The organism is Chryseobacterium lactis (genome assembly GCF_003815875.1).
Lineage (GTDB): Bacteria > Bacteroidota > Bacteroidia > Flavobacteriales > Weeksellaceae > Chryseobacterium > Chryseobacterium lactis.
Map to the genome: position 1 here is coordinate 3,275,580 of NZ_CP033924.1, position 18,407 is coordinate 3,293,986.

At 35.8% G+C, this 18,407-nt stretch carries 15 protein-coding genes; 7 read left to right on the forward strand and 8 right to left on the reverse strand.

The window, feature by feature from the left end; translation table 11 throughout:
• The first annotated feature begins 371 nt into the window (after positions 1-371).
• Both guaA and EG342_RS14530 read left to right on the forward strand, forming a co-directional pair.
• On the forward strand, positions 372-1,901 hold the full coding sequence (gene guaA / locus EG342_RS14525) for a glutamine-hydrolyzing GMP synthase (protein ID WP_103292878.1): 1,530 nt from the start codon (positions 372-374) through the stop codon (positions 1,899-1,901).
• Between the two features lie 348 nt (positions 1,902-2,249).
• Positions 2,250-3,758 (forward strand): carbon-nitrogen hydrolase family protein, encoded by a 1,509-nt coding sequence (locus EG342_RS14530; RefSeq protein WP_103292876.1) that lies wholly within the window; start codon positions 2,250-2,252, stop codon positions 3,756-3,758.
• A gap of 151 nt (positions 3,759-3,909) precedes the next feature.
• Here EG342_RS14530 and EG342_RS14535 read toward each other — a convergent pair whose 3' ends face one another.
• Positions 3,910-4,563, reverse strand: a complete 654-nt coding sequence (locus EG342_RS14535) for a hypothetical protein (protein WP_123868103.1) — start codon at positions 4,561-4,563, stop codon at positions 3,910-3,912.
• 178 nt (positions 4,564-4,741) lie between these two features.
• Positions 4,742-4,909, reverse strand: coding sequence for a hypothetical protein (locus EG342_RS25190; RefSeq protein ID WP_164465187.1), 168 nt, complete (start codon positions 4,907-4,909; stop codon positions 4,742-4,744).
• A 161-nt stretch (positions 4,910-5,070) separates the two neighbouring features.
• Between EG342_RS25190 and EG342_RS14540 the strand changes: the two genes are divergently transcribed.
• From EG342_RS14540 to EG342_RS14550, 3 genes are all read left to right on the forward strand, one after another.
• A complete protein-coding gene (locus tag EG342_RS14540; RefSeq protein ID WP_103292874.1) occupies positions 5,071-6,720 on the forward strand; it encodes an ABC1 kinase family protein in 1,650 nt (549 codons plus the stop codon).
• 103 nt (positions 6,721-6,823) lie between these two features.
• Complete coding sequence (locus EG342_RS14545) at positions 6,824-7,333, forward strand: hypothetical protein (protein WP_103292873.1); 510 nt, start codon at positions 6,824-6,826, stop codon at positions 7,331-7,333.
• Between the two features lie 159 nt (positions 7,334-7,492).
• Positions 7,493-8,845: a DEAD/DEAH box helicase gene (locus EG342_RS14550; RefSeq protein ID WP_103292872.1), complete on the forward strand. Its 1,353-nt coding sequence runs from the start codon at positions 7,493-7,495 to the stop codon at positions 8,843-8,845.
• A gap of 49 nt (positions 8,846-8,894) precedes the next feature.
• Here EG342_RS14550 and EG342_RS14555 read toward each other — a convergent pair whose 3' ends face one another.
• The 5 genes from EG342_RS14555 to EG342_RS14575 form a co-directional block, all read right to left on the reverse strand.
• Positions 8,895-9,365 carry a hypothetical protein gene (locus EG342_RS14555; protein WP_246008626.1) on the reverse strand — a complete coding sequence of 157 codons (471 nt, stop codon included), beginning with the start codon at positions 9,363-9,365 and terminating at the stop codon, positions 8,895-8,897.
• 3 nt (positions 9,366-9,368) lie between these two features.
• Complete coding sequence (locus EG342_RS14560) at positions 9,369-10,025, reverse strand: GDSL-type esterase/lipase family protein (RefSeq protein WP_103292871.1); 657 nt, start codon at positions 10,023-10,025, stop codon at positions 9,369-9,371.
• Between the two features lie 65 nt (positions 10,026-10,090).
• On the reverse strand, positions 10,091-10,552 hold the full coding sequence (locus EG342_RS14565; protein ID WP_103292870.1) for a lipocalin-like domain-containing protein: 462 nt from the start codon (positions 10,550-10,552) through the stop codon (positions 10,091-10,093).
• Positions 10,553-10,884: 332 nt separating this feature from the next.
• Positions 10,885-12,048: an iron-containing alcohol dehydrogenase gene (locus EG342_RS14570; RefSeq protein ID WP_103292869.1), complete on the reverse strand. Its 1,164-nt coding sequence runs from the start codon at positions 12,046-12,048 to the stop codon at positions 10,885-10,887.
• A 132-nt stretch (positions 12,049-12,180) separates the two neighbouring features.
• Positions 12,181-12,585 carry a winged helix-turn-helix transcriptional regulator gene (locus EG342_RS14575; protein WP_103292868.1) on the reverse strand — a complete coding sequence of 135 codons (405 nt, stop codon included), beginning with the start codon at positions 12,583-12,585 and terminating at the stop codon, positions 12,181-12,183.
• 99 nt (positions 12,586-12,684) lie between these two features.
• Between EG342_RS14575 and lpdA the strand changes: the two genes are divergently transcribed.
• Positions 12,685-14,085 (forward strand): dihydrolipoyl dehydrogenase, encoded by a 1,401-nt coding sequence (lpdA, locus tag EG342_RS14580; RefSeq protein WP_103292867.1) that lies wholly within the window; start codon positions 12,685-12,687, stop codon positions 14,083-14,085.
• A 936-nt stretch (positions 14,086-15,021) separates the two neighbouring features.
• On the opposite strand, the gene EG342_RS14585 is transcribed toward lpdA, so the two are convergent.
• Positions 15,022-15,627, reverse strand: a complete 606-nt coding sequence (locus EG342_RS14585; protein ID WP_103292866.1) for a hypothetical protein — start codon at positions 15,625-15,627, stop codon at positions 15,022-15,024.
• Between the two features lie 192 nt (positions 15,628-15,819).
• Here EG342_RS14585 and EG342_RS14590 point away from each other — a divergent pair, with 192 nt between their 5' ends.
• Positions 15,820-18,354: a phosphoenolpyruvate carboxylase gene (locus tag EG342_RS14590; RefSeq protein WP_103292865.1), complete on the forward strand. Its 2,535-nt coding sequence runs from the start codon at positions 15,820-15,822 to the stop codon at positions 18,352-18,354.
• The last annotated feature ends 53 nt before the right edge of the window (positions 18,355-18,407 follow it).

The window sequence follows — 18,407 nt, forward strand, 5'->3', positions numbered from 1 at the left end:
AAGATTTGGAGACATTCCAAGTCTTTTTTTGTAAAACAATTGAATAGACAATAGGCTTTAGTAATAAGCCATATATTTTTTAGGTTTTATATTCCATCAATAGAATTGGGCTTTAGCCCGATTGGTTATAAAAAAGCAGAGATAGAATGGGCTTTAGCCAAAACCTAATAAATTGATTAAACAATTTTTGAGTGACGCTTTGATTAATGTATGTAACATAGGCTTTGTCACTCCATAGGAATCTCAACTGTAAGGAGATATCGGATAGCTTAGATTCCTACGGAATGACAAAAGTACAATGAAACTCTGCTGCAATGGAACAATCAAAAGACTAACTCGTTATTTATAATTTATAAATCATAATTCAAAAAATGAACAACGGTATTATTATTTTAGATTTCGGATCCCAGTACAACCAACTTATCGGAAGAAGAATCCGTGAGATGGGAGTATATTCTGAAATCTTACCTTACAATACACCATTACAAGATATTTTAGCAAAACAACCAAAAGGAATCATTCTTTCTGGTGGACCAAGCTCTGTAAATGCAGAAAATGCTCACCTGGTTGAAAAAGAACTATACGAACAAGGCGTTCCTGTATTGGGAATTTGCTACGGAATGCAGATGACGGCTCACCTTTTAGGAGGAAAAGTAAACAAAGGAGAGAAAGGAGAGTATGGTAAAGCCAATCTTGAAATCGTTAAAGAAAGCTCTTTATTAAAAGGGGTTACTCAGAACTCTGTAGTTTGGATGAGTCACTTTGATGAAGTAGGAGAGTTACCGGCAGGATTTGAATTAAATGCAAAGTCAGGCGTAATTGCTTCAATCTCTGACGAAGATAAAAAGATCTTCTGTGTTCAGTTCCACCCGGAAGTTTCCCATACGGAAGAAGGAGGAAAAATGCTTGAGAATTTCGTTTTCGGAATCTGTAACTCAGATAAGAACTGGAAACTGACCAATTATATTGAAAAAACAGTTGAGGAAATCCGTGAAAAAGTAGGAGACAACAAAGTAATCCTTGGTCTTTCAGGAGGAGTAGACTCTTCTGTTGCAGCAGTTTTAATTCATAAAGCAATCGGAGATCAGTTAACTTGTATTTTCGTTGATACAGGATTATTGAGAAAAGATGAAGGTAAGAAAGTAATGGATCAATATGGAGAGCACTTCCATATGAACATTAAAATGGTAGACGCTCAGGAACGATTCCTTTCAAAATTGGCTGGGGTAGACGATCCCGAAACGAAGAGAAAACTTATCGGAAATGAGTTTATCCATGTGTTTGACGAAGAATCTCACAAAATTGAAGGCGCTAAATTCCTGGCTCAGGGTACTATTTATCCTGACGTTATCGAAAGCCAGTCTGTTAATGGACCATCTGCAGTAATCAAGTCTCACCACAACGTTGGAGGACTTCCTGAAGATATGGAATTCGAATTACTGGAGCCGTTAAGAGAGCTTTTCAAGGACGAAGTAAGAAGAGTAGGTGAAGAATTAGGAATTCCTCATCATATGGTATACAGACACCCTTTCCCGGGTCCTGGATTAGGAATCAGAATTTTGGGAGCTGTAGATGCAGAAAAAGTAAGAATCCTTCAGGAAGCTGATGATATCTTCATCGAAGAATTATACAAAAATGATCTTTACGAAAAAGTATCTCAGGCTTTCGTAGTTCTTCTCCCTGTAAAATCTGTAGGAGTTATGGGTGATGAAAGAACTTATGAATACACAGCAGTGGTTCGTTCTGCCAACACCATCGACTTTATGACAGCAACATGGAGCAGACTTCCTTACGAATTCCTTGATACTGTTTCCAGCAGAATCATCAACGAAGTAAGAGGGATCAACAGAGTAGCTTACGATATTTCAAGCAAACCACCTGCAACGATTGAGTGGGAATAATCTTTGACTTGAATTTTACATATAAATCCTGCCCGATTGGGTGGGATTTTTTATATGGACAATTGTGTTTCTAAAAATTGTAATGCTTCTAGTCCAAGTGTAGTTTTCTGTAAACAAGAACGGTGAACGCCCTCATCATTAAATAGATAAAATTTATGGTTCTTATCTGAGGTAAAAGGTGGAAATAGGACAATATCCTGTCCATCGTCTAAAGTTTTTTTACAAATAGGACATTCACTTAGATTTAGAAAAATTATTGCCATTTCTATTTGATATTTTGGTTAATGTTTTGCTTGGTAATAGCCTATCAAAATAAATTTTCACTAAATTTAAATAAAATTACATCAAATGCAAATAGAAACAAGACCCCTGAACGTTCAGGATTATGATGAACTGGCACAAACGATGAAAAGGGCTTATCCGCAAATGTCGGAATCGATATGGTCTAAGAAAAGTATTGAAAAGTTGACGAGAATGTTTCCTGATGGGCAAATCTGTATTACAGTAGATGGAAAACTGGCTGCAGTGGCGCTTTCTATTATTGTGAACTATGACGAATTCGGTGATGATCATACCTATAGCGATATTACAGGGAATTATACCTTCAATACCCATACTTCAAAAGGAAATGTTTTATATGGAATAGAAGTTTTTGTAGACCCGGAATTCCGTGAACTGCGCTTGGGAAGAAGACTCTATGATGCGAGAAAGGAATTATGTGAATTATTAAACTTAAAATCAATTATTCTGGGTGGCAGAATCCCGAATTATCATAAACACAGCCACGAGCTTTCTCCAAGAGAATATATACGAAGAGTAAGAGATAAGGAAATTTATGATCCTGTGTTGTCTTTTCAGCTTTCCAATAATTTCCTGCCGATCAGAGTATTGAAAAAATACCTTCCCGAAGATGAGGCTTCTCAGGAGAATGCGGTTCTTTTGCAATGGAATAATATCTATTACAGCAAAAACCCAAATACCATGCAGGACAGTATTATCCGTCTTGGATTGGTACAGTGGCAGATGAGGCATTTCAAAGATATAGAAGCCTTTTATGAGCAGGTAGAATTTTTCGTCAATGTAATGGGAGACTACAAATCTGACTTTGTTCTCTTCCCGGAACTCTTCAATACACCATTATTAGCTCCTTTCAATAATCTTTCAGAAAGAGATAGTATGATTGAACTGGCAAAGCTTACTGAAGAAATTAAAAAGAAAATCTCTGAGCTGGCCATCAGCTATAATGTCAATATTATCTCAGGAAGTATGCCTGTTTTTGACAATGATACAAGTGATTTGTATAATGTAAGCTATCTTCTTCATCGTGATGGCCGCGTAGACGAATACCGAAAAATTCATATTACCCCAAATGAAAAGAGATATTATGGAATGAAAGGAGGTAATGAAATAAAAGTTTTTGATACCGACTGCGGAAAGATAGGACTCGTCATCTGTTATGACGTTGAATTCCCGGAATTACCAAGAATTTTAGCAGACCAGGGAATGAAGATATTATTTGTTCCTTACCTCACAGATACTCAAAATGCGTATATGAGAGTACGTCACTGTGCCGCTGCACGGGCAATTGAAAATGAATGTTATGTTGCCATTGCAGGATGTGTCGGTAACTTACCGAAGGTTAATAATATGGACATTCAGTTTGGCCAGGCCGCAGTATTTACTCCTTCTGATTTTGCTTTTCCGTCCAATGCGGTGAAAGGAGAAGCGACTCCGAATACAGAAATGACACTGATTGTTGATGTTGATTTGAATCTGTTGAAAGACCTTCACCACAACGGCTCCGTTCAGGTAATGAAAGACAGACGAAAAGACCTGTATGAAACCTATCTGAAATAGAAAAACAATACAAAATGAGACCACCAGATCAAAGGTGGTCTTATTTTTTTCAAAATACTTAAACATGCATAAAAAACGAGGCTACCTAAAGAAGGTTGCCTCGCCGAGAAAGACTTAGTTTGGGGAATAAGTATGATGAATAAAAAACATGTTATTTTGCTTGTACCTTTTTATTATTTCTTACTGCATCAATAAGCAATTGTTCATTGTTTTTATATATTGTTATTTGTGAAGGACTTAGTATCGCTTCAAAATCTTTATCTGCATTTTTAAATTGATTGGTGATAATACGTCTCGCATCCTGATCACTGGTTGCTCTTTTGCTTTTATTGCGCTTATCTAAATCATCCTGCATCGCCTGAACGCTTTTAAGATTGATATCATATACTTTAGGAACTTGCTGGTCAGTGAGATCCAGTAAAGGAACCATAACCAACGTTCTGAAGCTGGTCAGTTCTTTAACTCTGTTTTTCTCAAACTGACTTTCCTGGTCAGGAGTAAGGATGTCTCTAAGAGAAGTGTCACGCTGCACCATAATTCCAATTAATTCGCTTGTAATGGCTTTATTGTTGAGAATATTAGAATTATCTCCAACTTTTTTATCAAGAGCATTTAGAGCATCTGCGGCAAATTTATTAAAATACAATACCTTATTTTTTTGATTATCGGTAAGGTTCAAATAATCCAGATTTGTGGTCATCGTTTCTGCAATTGTACTTACAGAAGCTATTTGTGCTTTTAATAATGAACTGGTCATAAAAGAAAGTGCTATAATACAGCCAGCTGAAAAAATTTTTCGTAACATAATTTGTGATGTTTTTGTATTAATGTTTCTTTTCCAAAAGTAGGACAGTTTAAAAAGAGCTTTATTATCTGAAAATCTTTTTTTATTGTTCTAAATTCTCCATGTGGTGAAAACAAAAAAATCCGAAGAATCATTCTTCGGATTAATATGGCCCATTTGGGCAAAAATAAGTTCAGTCTTACAAATACTGAGGGCAAACTACCGCCGGGCAAATCATTCCCGGGCATTTTGGTCTTCCATCAGTAGGGCAACATTCTCTTGAACAGTTACCACCGATAATAATACCGTTTCCTGAAATTCCTTTTAATTGCTCTCTTGAAAGTTTGCTGTTACGTAAATTTTTCATTTTAAAATTTTTTATTGGTTAATTTTAATATTTTGTACTTCATAAAGATAAAAAAATATGTCAAATAACGATATAATGAAAAACTTTTTCTCACTCAGTCCTTTTTGGGTCTGGTTGGGAATAGTTTTTGGAGTACATTGCATTCATTATTGACAAACACTATGTTCGACAAACAGCAAAGAAAACTGAAAAGATCCGCCAGACTGATTTCTGTATTGAGTAAATACGGTTTTAAAGACATGCTCGCAAGAATGAATGGCGGGAATAAACCGGAAGAAAATACAGGCAGTTCAGACGAAATTATTTCAAAAGGTACGGTGTATGAAAGAATCCGGTTGGCTTTGGAAGAATTGGGACCTACTTTCGTAAAACTCGGACAGTCATTCAGTAACAGAGAAGATTTATTGCCGCCGGAATTGCTGCAGGAGCTGCAAAAACTGCAGGATAAGGTAGAAATCGTGGACATGGATGTAGAAGATGCGCTGGAGAGTGAATTTGATATTTCCGTTAAAGATTATTTCCTTGAAATTCAAAAAGAGCCTCTGGCAACGGCTTCTATTGCACAGGTTTATAAAGCTGTTTTGAAGGATGGAAGTCCCGTCATTTTAAAACTCAGAAAGCCGGATGTACAATCGGTTATTGAAGATGACTTATTGTTAATAAAAGATCTCGAAAAATTATTGTCTGCCTATTCCGAAATAGGAGACAAGCTGAATCTGAAACAGGCTATTTCGACTTTTGAAAAATCTTTACTGGAAGAAGTTTCTTTGATTAACGAGAAAAATAATATTCAGCAATTCCGTCTTAATTTTAAAAATAATAAAAAAACCTACGTACCGAAAGTCTATGAAGAGCTTTCCAATAACAATATCCTTTGTATGGAATTCATCGATGGAATAAAGGTTACCGATAAGTCTGTTCTTTTGGCCAATGGTATTGATCCTGTAAAAGTTTCTGAAGTAGGATTGAGACTCTTTGTATCTCAAATATTAGATTACGGCTTCTTTCATGCAGATCCACATGCTGGAAATATTCTGGTAAAAAGAGATGGAAAGGTGGTGTTTATTGATTTTGGAGCGGTAGGCAAGATACAACCAAACGATAAAGAAATTCTGGAAAATCTGATTGTAAGCTTTGTGGCTAAAAACCCACATAAGATAGTCCGTTACCTTAAAAAAATGGCTGTAAGCTATGAAATTCCTGATGAAAGAAGATTTGAAAATGATGTAGAAGATATTCTGAATTTTGTACACAGCTCTTCACTTCAGGAAATCAATGTTCAGGTTATTATTAATAAAATGAAAGATATTCTGAAAGACAACAGGCTGTATATGCCGGATTATTTCTATCTTTTATTTAAAGGAATAAGTCTGATAGAAGGAGTTGGCAGAAATATTAATCCTGATCTGGATATTGTTAAAAGTCTTCATCCCTACACCAGAAAGATATTCACCAAAAAAATAAATCCCAAAAATCTTCTGAAAACCGGGATGGACAGAATGATGAATTTCACAGATAATGTAGACGAAATACCAAGAGAACTGAGATCTGTTCTTCAGAAACTGGACGAAAACAAGTTTACCGTTTCGAGTGAAATTAAAAATATAGAAAAAACCAACCAACTGATAAAATCGAGTGTTATCAACTTGATTCTCGCCATGATTTTAGGTGCAAATATCATTGCAACATCGATTGTTTTCACTTCAGAATCAGGACCGAGAATCGGGGAGCTGTCAGTAGTTGCTGTACTGGGCTTTGTTTTTTCCATCATTTTAGTTTTAATACTTTTACTAAGAGTTACCAGAAAGTAAAGAAGTTATCAGATGAAGGCTTTTTGACTCCTTTGTAAGGGTTTTTATAATTTTATCGCCCAGAATCCGAACCTGAATTGCAATTCAAAAAAACAAAATACCAATGAAAATACTTATTATGTCAGCATTGATCTGCTGCAGCTCATTTTTAATCGCTCAGGAAAAAAACAGCGAACAAGTTTCAGGAGACTTTGATGGCAACGGAACAAAAGAATTTGCCTATACTAAGGTCAGTGATTGTACAGACGAATGTGATGGTAAATGTGAGACCACTATTTATTTCAGTGATAAAAAAATAAAGCCATTCATTGTTTCGCCGGCTTATGACGGAACGTTGTATAATCTTGGAGACCTCAATGGAGATGGAAAAGATGAAATCGGTATTTATCCCGGGTGGTGTACCAGTTGCTGGCGTGCTTTCCTTGCCTATACTTTAGATAAAACAGGATGGAAGCTGTTGGTTCCTTCTATTTCTACACATTGCAATCAGTGGGAAGAAGATAAATTTCCGATCAGGAAAGACCCCAAAATAAAAGGAAATGTAATCATTACTTCCAGTGAATGGAAAGACGATGATATTAAAATTACAACCAAAAGCGTGAAACTTAAGTGAAAATGGCGAGTTGAAAGTTGAAAATTTAACGCTGTATCTTAAAGTAGGCATGTGGATATGAGTGTCAAGAATCTTTTCTCACACCATCTCTAATCCCTGAAGCCAGACACCTTTTCACTTCCATTTTCCATTATTCAGATTAATACCTATCTTTGCAAAATGGAAAAACTCACTTTTGCAGATTTTGACCTGCCGGTTAAAATTCTTGATGTTTTAGCGGATCTGGAATTATTTGAGCCTACACCTATCCAGGAGAAAAGCTTAAAGCCTATTCTTTCCGGAAGAGATGTAATGGGTATTGCGCAGACCGGAACAGGAAAAACATTAGCGTATCTTTTGCCGGTTTTGAAAACATGGAAATACAGTAAAACAGGAAATCCAACTGTTTTAGTCCTTGTTCCTACAAGAGAATTGGTGGTACAGGTGGCGGAAATCATTGAAAAACTGACAGAAAATATTACTGCAAGAGTTATCGGAATATATGGAGGAAAAAATATCAACACCCAAAAACTATTGTTCAACGATGGTTGTGATATTTTAGTAGGAACGCCGGGTAGGGTAATGGACCTTGCTATCGATAATGCTATTTCTCTGAAAGAAGTTCAGAAGTTGATTATCGATGAATTTGATGAAATGCTTAACCTAGGTTTCAGACCTCAATTGAGCCATATTTTTGAAATGATGAAAGAGAAGAGACAAAATATTCTTTTCTCTGCAACCATGACAGAAGCCGTGGATGAAATGCTGGATGTCTATTTTGCAAGCCCGATAGAAATTTCATTGGCAAAATCCGGAACACCACTTGAAAAAATTGAGCAGACTGCCTATAAAGTTGAGAACTTTAATACCAAAATCAATCTATTGGAGTATTTGTTGAAGAATAATACAGATATGTCCAAGGTGTTGATTTTCAATAATAATAAAAAACACGCCGATCTTCTTTTTACTAAAATTGATGAGCTTTTCCCTGAACAGTTTGATGTGATTCACTCTAATAAATCTCAGAACTACAGGCTTAAGGCGATGAAAAGTTTTGAAAATGAAGAGATCAGAGGATTGATTACTACCGATGTAATGGCAAGAGGTCTTGATATTTCAAATATTACTCACGTTATCAATTTTGAAATCCCTGAAATTCCGGAACAATATATTCACAGAATTGGTAGAACCGGTAGAGCAGATAAAGAAGGAAAAGCATTAGCGTTTGTAACGAAAAAAGAAGAACCTTCGATTCTGGATATTGAATTATTGATGGATAAGGATTTGAAGTTCAATGATTTCCCGGAAACAGTAAAAATCAATCCTAACAAAATCGCTTCTGAAAAAGATGAAGTGGTGATGAAGAATCCGGCACAGGTAAAACTGAACGACGGAGGAGGAGCTTTCCATGAGAAAAAAGCCAAAAACACCAAAGAAAACTGGGGTGGTCCATCCAAAAGAAAGACACCTAAGAAGTTTGGTGCCAACAGAGCCCAACAAAAAGCGATATCTAAATCAAAGAGAAAGAAATAATAAAAAACGATTCCTAAATCAGGAATCGTTTTTTATTTATGTATTAGGTTTAACTTTCGTCTTCTTCCTCATCCAGAAAATCCAATTCATCATCTCCCTGTATATAATCCGGTGCTATTCCCGGAGGATTGAAAAGCCCCCAACTATCTACAATATAATGCTTCGGATTGAACGTGGCAACCCAGTCGATAAATAAAAGACGGAATTCTTCAATCAGATTTCGGATAATCTTATAATATTTGGCATCAGAAAATCCCAGTAATTCAAGGTGATTACCACTCACCATAATTTCCCTCGCCGCTTTTCGTATAATGGCAGCATTTTCCATTTTAATATCATACAGCTTCACAGCCTCTGCTCCGGAAATCTTTGCCTGAATAATCATTATGTCTCCCAAAACATTCGATTTCAAATGCTGAAGATAATCATTGTCTTCAGGAAACAAATCGGTAATGGTCTGCAGTGTTTTGTAGATTTCTTCGGCCTTTTTGTAAATGGGTAAATTCCGCGAGTGCTTCATTTTTTATTTCATATAAGGATTCATCACTTTAGTCCATATTTTATACCCTTCCGGAGTTAAGTGAAGCATGTCGTCCAGAAAAATATCTCTTCTTACATTTCCGTTGGCATCTTCCATAGCCTTGGTAATATCAATGAACTTTGAGTGAGGCTGTTTTTTCATAAAAGCAGCAATCTTTTTATTGGTTTCTTTCATTTGAGGCCAAAGTTCCTCTCTGCTGGGAGAGTATTTTATAGAAATAAAATCTACCTCAATATCAGGAAATCTTGCACGTACTTTTTTATAGAACGTTTTGTATCGGTCAACGACTACCTTTGCTTTCAGATTGTGATCGTCAGCAAAATCATTGTCTCCACAGTAAATAATAATTTGTTTGGGCTGATAAGGAGCTAAAAGATCATCTGCAAAATAATTAAGATCAGTAAGCCTGGAGCCTCCAAAACCTCTGTTGATGATTGTTTTGCCGGGGAAATAATCAGCAACATCAGTCCATTTGGTAAAAGATGAACTTCCTATCAATAAAATAGCATTTTTAGGAGGCGGGGTTTGTTGATCTTCCTGTTTGAAATGTTGAATGTCTTGCCAGAACATCGGCTTTTTTTCCTGTGAAAAGGCAATGGTAAAAAACAGCAATACAAATGCCGATAGAATCTTCTTCATTATATTCATATTTAAAATTGAAAGTAAAAATAATAAAAAACTCCCTATTAAAGGGAGCTTAACATTTATCTTTTGTAAGTAACATAAGTGACATCAGGTATTTTGTCTCCATCCTGATCATAGTTCCCAAATTGTTGAGCGAGTCTAAGATCACGGCTTGTCAGAATATCAATTTTGAAATTTCTGTTACCGTCATTATTAAACTGAATACCCAGAATCTTGGAATCAGCATCATAAGTATATTTTCCTTCATTTTTTTGAGCCATCTGACAGTCTGCTCCAGTTCCTGTAAAAGCAGTATAGCTTACATAAAAATCAGTTCTGAAGAAAAGTGTATTTTTAGTGGCACATCCGGTTGGAGTAGAAGAAGAAAGAACCGTTTTATTATCTTTTCCGGAAATAACCTCTGTCTTCACTTCTTTCCAATCTCCTTTCATCATATCCATTTCATAAGCTTGAAGATCGTCATCTTTACAAGAAGTCAGTGCCAAAGCTGAAAAGGCAAATAAAAGTAGTTGTTTTTTCATTTTCACAAATTTAAGAATATGCTAAAATATAAATAAATTTGAAATATCTGTAATGAAATGATGACTTTTTAAACGAATGTTTATAAATTAAATAATTTTGACTGAACCGACATGTTTTCAAGGGAAAAAAATAAGAAATTCAAGATTTTAGAAATTATGATTAGATTAAAAATAGCCGATATACCTATCAAAAGGAAGAAGCTGTCTCAAAAGTGTCATTCTGAGTGAAATCAAAGACTCACCCTTCGTTAGAATGACAAAAGCCTAATTATCTGACTTTTGAGACAACCTCTTCTTGTATATTTCTATTATAAACGCTCTGGTAATGGTTTCTAATAACTCATCTCTACAATCTTATAGGCATCCTTTGGAGTCAGTTTTTTATATTCTCCAAGTCCCAGCCAGTTTCTTTCTGTAAAGGCATTTTCTACTCTTTCAGCAGTTCCTTTAAAGTCTTCTGTATATTCTGAAAGTTTGGTTTTGATATGCAGGCTATGGAAAAATTCTTCCATTTTTTTGATCCCCAGTTCTGCTTTTTCTTCTACGCTTCCGTCTTTGATACCCCAAACTCTTTCAGCATATTGGGCCAGTTTCCCTTTTTTATCTTCAAAATTGTAACGATAATGAGATGGAGCAATAATAGCCAGTGTTCTTGCATGATCAATACCGAAATAAGCCGTTAATTCGTGGCCCATGGCATGTACAGCCCAGTCGGTGATCACTCCTTTCTGAATCAGGCCGTTTAAAGCCATTGTACAGCACCACATAAAATTTCCGGCAGCATCATAATTAAAATCATCAGCCAGTACTTTAGGAGCTGTTTCCTGAAGGCTGATTAAAATGCTTTCCGCAATTCTTTCCTGAAGATCAGCGGAAGACGGAGCTGTCATATACTGTTCAAGTACGTGAGTATAAGCATCTGTAATTCCATTTACAATCTGATTTTTAGGAATAGATCTGATTACCTCAGGATCCAGCACAGAAAACTGTGGGAAAAGCCCCGGACCACCTGAAGACAGTTTTTCGTTGGTTTCTCTTCTTGAAATTACATATCCCGAATTCATTTCCGAACCGGTTGCAGGAAGTGTCAAAATACTTCCGAACGGCATTCCTTCTCCTTCAAAGGTTCTTACCTGTTTTCTCAGAATGTCCCACGGCTCACCGTTATAGTTGGCAGCTGCAGAAATGAATTTTGTTCCGTCAATTACCGATCCGCCTCCTACAGCAAGAAGATAGGTGATATTTTTTTCTTTAATGAATGCTAATGCATTGATTAAAACTTCATATTCAGGATTGGCAGGTACTCCGCCAAATTCATACACTTCATGATTTTGTAAAGCTTCTTTTACCTGATCATAAACGCCGTTGTTTTTGATGCTTCCACCGCCGTAGATCATTAATATTCTGGCGTCTTTAGGAATTTCTTTGGAAATTTTAGCGATTTCACCTTTCCCGAAAAGTATTTTTGTTGGATTTTTAAACTCGAAATTAAGCATTGTTCTTACTTTTTTAGTAACCCAAATTTACGGAATGAAAAGTGAAAACTAAGTTAACGAAGTTTTAAAATTGCTATATCTATATTTAATGAAAGCTATCAAGATAGGTCTGATAATACCTCAATCATCAGATTATCTTGCAGACAAGTAAGATTTTGCTCTCTTGATAAAACTTTCTTTATCCTTTTTTATATTTTCCAGTAGTTCTTTCCGATCATCGGGAATCGTCAGGTACTTGTCGCCCCAAAGATTTATTTCAACAATCAGAGGAACCAGATCAATACCTTTTTCAGTAAGATGATACAGGATTTTCAATTTGTTGTCTGGATGATCCTTTTTGGCAATAATGCCGTTCTCCAGTAAATGTTGAAGTCTGGAGGCAAGAATATTAGAAGCTATTTTTTCATCAGCTTTCTGAAGTTCTCCGTAGGTGCATTCCTTTTTGATCATCAGATCCCGGATAATTAATAATGACCATTTGTCGCCCCAGATTTCGAGAGAACAACTGATAGGGCAGTCTGATCTTTTCTTATTCATGATGTTAATATGTAAATAATACTTGCAAAATAAAAGTGTTTATTTTAAATTTGCTTTTATTTTGCAAGTAAATTTAATCATAAAAAATTAATAAATCAAATGGAACAATATGATATAGCAGTAATCGGCTCCGGACCCGGTGGATATGTAGCTGCGATAAGAAGTGCACAACTTGGATACAAAACCGTAATTATAGAAAAATATGATACGTTGGGCGGAACCTGCACAAACGTAGGTTGCATTCCAACAAAGGCTTTACTGGACAGTACTCATCATTATGCAGATGCCTTGCATAAGTTTAACGAACACGGAATTAAGCTGGATCAGATATCGCTTGATTTTACTCAGATGTACAAAAGAAAATCAGAAGTCGTTTCAAAAAATACCGATGGACTTAATTTTCTCATGAGTAAAAATAAGATCACCCGTTTGAAAGGAACAGCAGGTTTTATAAGTGATTCTATTATTAAAGTAACTAATGGAACTGAAATAACAGATATTACCGCCAAAAATTATATTCTCGCAACAGGTTCAAAGCCTTCAACCATTGCCGGTGTGGAAATTGATAAAAGACGAATTATCACCTCAACAGAAGCTCTTGCTTTAAGTGAACAACCAAAATCCATGATAATTATTGGGGGAGGAGTGATAGGAGTAGAAATGGCATCTATTTTTAACAGAATCGGAACAAAAGTTACCATCCTTGAATTTGCCGATCATCTGATTGCTGCGATGGATCACGAATTAGGAAAGAATCTTCAGAAAATCCTGAAGAAAGAAGGAATTGATATCCGTTTACAACATGCTGTTTATAAAACTGAAAATACAGGCTCAGAGGCCAACGTTTTTTTTAAAGATAAAAATGGTACAGAAGGTGAACTTGCTGCTGATTATGTTTTAGTAGCAGTTGGAAGAAGCCCGTTCACAAAAGGTCTTGGATTGGAAAATACCAATGTAGAGCTTGATGACCGTGGGTTTATTAAGGTGAATGAAATGAATCAAACCTCCGTTTCTCATATCTATGCGATTGGTGACGTCATCGGTGGTGCGATGCTGGCACATAAAGCGGAAGAAGAAGGGGTGTTTGTAGCAGAGACAATTAACGGACAACATCATAAAATTCACTATAACCGGATTCCTTCAGTTGTATATACATGGCCGGAAGTAGCTTCTGTAGGGTACTCTGAAGAATATCTGAAAACAAATAACATTCCTTATAATGTTGGAAAATTCCCGTTTTCTGCCAGTGCCAGAGCTCGGGCTTCAATGGATACGGACGGATTTGCCAAAGTATTGGTTGATCCTAAGTATGGAGAAGTGCTCGGTGTTCATATCATTGGAGCAAGAGCCGCAGATCTGATTGCACAAGGAGTCATAGCGCAGGAATATGAAGTGACGGCAGAAGATATGTTCCGAATTTCTTATGCGCATCCAACCTATTCCGAAACATTAAAAGAAGCGTATCTTATTGCTTCCGGACAGGGAGCAGTTAATATTTAATATTTATTTTGTTGGGAGGCGCAAAGGCGCAAAAGATTATCTTCATCGTGTCTATTTTAAGGCGCAAGAAAATCGAAGATTTTCAGCAAGCAAAAGATTTTGTTTATAATTTTAAAATACGCTTCATTTAATTTTAGATTATTGAACCATTAAGATCAATGAAGATATTAAGAATGATTAAGCTCCATCTTTGATGGAGAAATAAAGCAGGTCGCTAAAAAATAGCTTTAGCTATTACCTTAATTATTCTTAACAGCTTAAAAATTCTTAATGGTTTATTTATTCAATTCTTAATTTTATCGTAGATAAAATCCTTGCGCCTTAAAGCGGTATAGCTTGTGATTCCTTTTGCGTCTTTGTGTTTACCAACAATTAAAAGCTTGTTTTATAAAACAGAACAATCCTCACTTTTTTATTGCTTCTGGACAGGGACCCATTAATATTTATTTTGTTGGGAGGCGCAAAGACGCAAAAGATTATCTTCATCGTGTCTATTTTAAGGCGCAAGAAAATCGAAGATTTTCAGCAAGCAAATGAAGTATTTTATAATTTAAAATATGCATCATTCAATTTTATCGTAGATAAAATTTTGCGCCTTAAAGCAGCATAGTTTGTGATTCCTTTTGCGTCTTTGTGTTTACCAACAGTTAAAAAGCTCATTTATAAACAGAACAATCCTCATTTTTTTATTGCTTCCGGACAAGGAGCCGTTAATATTTATTTTGTTAGGAGGCGCAAAGGCGCAAAAGATTATTTTCATTGTGTCTATTTTAAGGTGCAAGAAAATCGAAGATTTTCAGCAAGCAAATGGTGTATTTTATAATTTAAAAATATGCATTATTCAATTTTATCGCAGATAAAATCCTTGCGCCTTAAAGCGGTATAGCTTGTGATTCCTTTTGTGTCTTTGTATTTTCCAACAATTAAAAGCTTGTTTCATAAAACAGAACAATCCTCATTTTTTGAATAGATACCATTACTTTTAGCTTCCAGTTTTCCGGTCTTTCTGTTGATTTTCACCAGGAATGATTCCTTAGTAACAGGACAGCCTTTAGATTGCATAACATACAATGAAATATGACGGTCTTCAATTTTATAAGCCCCGGTAAAGCGATTGCTTGTGTCAACTGAATAACCATATGTTTTCGCCAATAGAATAGCTTCAGGAAGGTTGTCAACAGTTCCGATAAAATCTCTCAATTGTTGTTCTGTGGAAAAATAAACTGATCTTTCCTTTTTACAGGCAAGAATGTATGAAAAACAATTATTGCCAACGCATTTCTGAAAGAAACCTTTTTCAGGAGCAGGTTCATTGATGGTCATGAAATCAGGGGCCTGGCTTTCGTAAAGTACGGCCTTTTCATAATCAGCATCATTGCTGAGTACCCGCCAGTATTGGTATTCTTTATCCGGCACAATGAATGGATATAGATAGTCGACCGTATCCAGAATATCAGGGATTTTTTTATAATCATCAGGAACCTTGATCTGACTGTAAAGCAGATTGGAGAAGATCAGGGAAAAAATGATGATTGCTTTCATAGAGAATGTGTTTCCAGCAAATTTACAAAAAATTAAAGGGTCCGTCAATACTTTGAAAACTATAAAAATTTCATACGATATCCAGTTTTTATCCAATTTATAAACAAAAATTAATACTATATTTTACTTTTGGTACTCAATTTTTGCCATTTGTCAATTCAACTAATTTGAAAATCGCTTACATTTGTTACTATGATACACGACCAACGCGCAGAAAAATTCAGGCAGATCGTGGAAAATAAGTTCCAGATCTACAATTCATTATTTATGAGCCTGCCTTATGATAAAATGACAAATATCGGAATGTTGCTTCCGTTTCTTTACGAAGAAAGCAGAACCGGTTATGACGCAGGAAAAACACCTGAAGAAATTGTCGAAGAATTCTTTAAAAACCATACTGATCTTCAGACGGAAGAACAAAAATTAGAATTGCTTTTTAAAATTATTCAATATATAGAAAGACAGGTTGTTTTATTTGATAGTATTGAAGATGCTGCATTTCCAAACCTTCACTCGGAAAGCGACAGTGGAACGGTAACCAATCTTTTTGAACGTTCTTTTCAGGATCATAAGATTGAAAAAGTGCGTGAAAAATTGAAAGATTTTAGTGTGAAAGTTGTATTCACAGCACACCCGACACAGTTTTATCCAAGTTCGGTCCAGAGAATTATTCAGGATTTAAGAGGAGCCATTACCAGCGATTCTGTAACACAAATCGACATGCTTTTGCAGCAGTTGGGAAAAACACCTTTTGTGAATAAAGAAAAACCGACTCCGATTGATGAAGCATTGAGTATTATTTCGTATCTGAGATATGTATATTATGATACCATCGGAGAGCTTTTTACAAAAATAAAAAAGACCTTTGGAAACGGACATTTTCATTTGCATGAAGATATTATTCAGCTTGGTTTCTGGCCTGGAGGAGATCGTGACGGAAATCCTTTTGTAACAGCAGATGTTACCAAAAGAGTTGCAGAAGAGCTTCGTTCCGCGATTTTAAAATCCTATTACAGTCATTTGAAATTTATCAGAAGAAGATTGAGCTTCAGAGGAGTATCAGAAGTATTAACGCAATTAAGTGAAGAGCTATATGCTGCGATTTTTAATGGGCAAAATATTACGGCAGAAGATATTCTAAAGAAAACGGATGAAGCCGAGAAAATACTGATTAGTGAACACAATTCTTTATTCCTTGATCTTTTGGCTAATTTCAGAGATCGGGTGATGATTTTCGGAACCCACTTTGCGACGCTGGATATCCGTCAGGATAGCAGGATTCATCAGCAGGTGATTGATGAGGTATTTGCTAAGATGTATAGAAATGAAGGTGCCAATCATGAGCAGAAATTTAATAAACTGATTCAATCTACAGAACCGGTCAATGCACAGGATTTTGAAGATATTGTAAAAGATACACTCCTGACTGTTTCCCAGGTTTCAGAAATTCAGAATTTAAATGGATTGAGAGGGATGAACCGCTACATCATTTCCAATTCTGATGCCGTGAAAGATGTGATGAATGTGTATGCTTTCTTCAAAATCTGTGGATACAAAGATGAAGAGATCAATATGGATATTGTTCCCCTTTTTGAAACGATGGAAGGTCTTGCCAATGCTGAACATGTAATGAATGAGCTGTATCAAAATCCTGTTTACAAGAAACATCTTGAAAGAAGAGGAAACCAGCAGACCATTATGTTAGGTTTTTCTGACGGAACAAAAGATGGTGGATATTTAAAGGCCAACTGGGAAATTTATAAAGCGAAAGAGTTATTGACAAAGCTTTCTGAGCAAAATAATATTAAAGTAGTATTCTTCGATGGTAGAGGAGGCCCGCCTGCAAGAGGTGGAGGCAAAACCCATGATTTCTATGCTTCGCAGGGGAAAACGATTGCCAATAATAAAATTGAATTAACCATTCAGGGGCAAACGATAACCAGTATTTTTGGAAATAAAGAACAGGCAAAATATAATTTTGAACAACTTCTGACTGCCGGAGTTGAAAACGATGTTTTTAAAAATGCCAAGAAAGAACTCACAGAGAAAGAAAGAACATTGATTGTTGAACTGGCTGAAATCAGTTATAAAAAATATTCAGATTTAAAGGCTCATCCTATGTTTGTTCCTTATCTTCAGGAGATGAGTACATTGGAATATTATGGGAAAACCAATATCGGAAGCCGTCCTTCCAAGAGAGGAAATGGAAGCGAGCTGAAGTTCGAAGACCTTAGGGCAATTCCGTTTGTGGGATCATGGTCTCAGTTAAAACAAAACGTTCCCGGATTTTTCGGTTTTGGATATGCCATGCAGCAGATGAAAGAACAGGGAAGGTTTGAGGAAGTAAGAGAATTGTACAAAGGCTCGGATTTCTTTAAAACCTTAGTATTAAACTCCATGATGAGTATGAATAAATCATACTTTCCCTTGACTTATTATATTAAAAACAACCCGAAATTCGGAGCATTCTGGAATGTCCTTTTTGATGAATATGAGCTTTCAAGAGAAATTATGCTTGAATTGACAGGATTTAAAATACTTCAGGAAGAAGATCCGCTTTCCAGAAAATCTGTGAAAATCCGTGAAAAAATAGTACTTCCTTTGCTCAGTATCCAGCAGTATGCCTTGATGAAAATTCAGAAAGGTGAAGGCAATAAAGAAGCTTATGAAAAATTGGTGACGAGATCGCTGTTTGGAAATATTAATGCGAGCAGAAACTCAGCTTAATTTTGTTAAATACCAATAATATTTATCAATAACACGATGTAATGTATCAATAG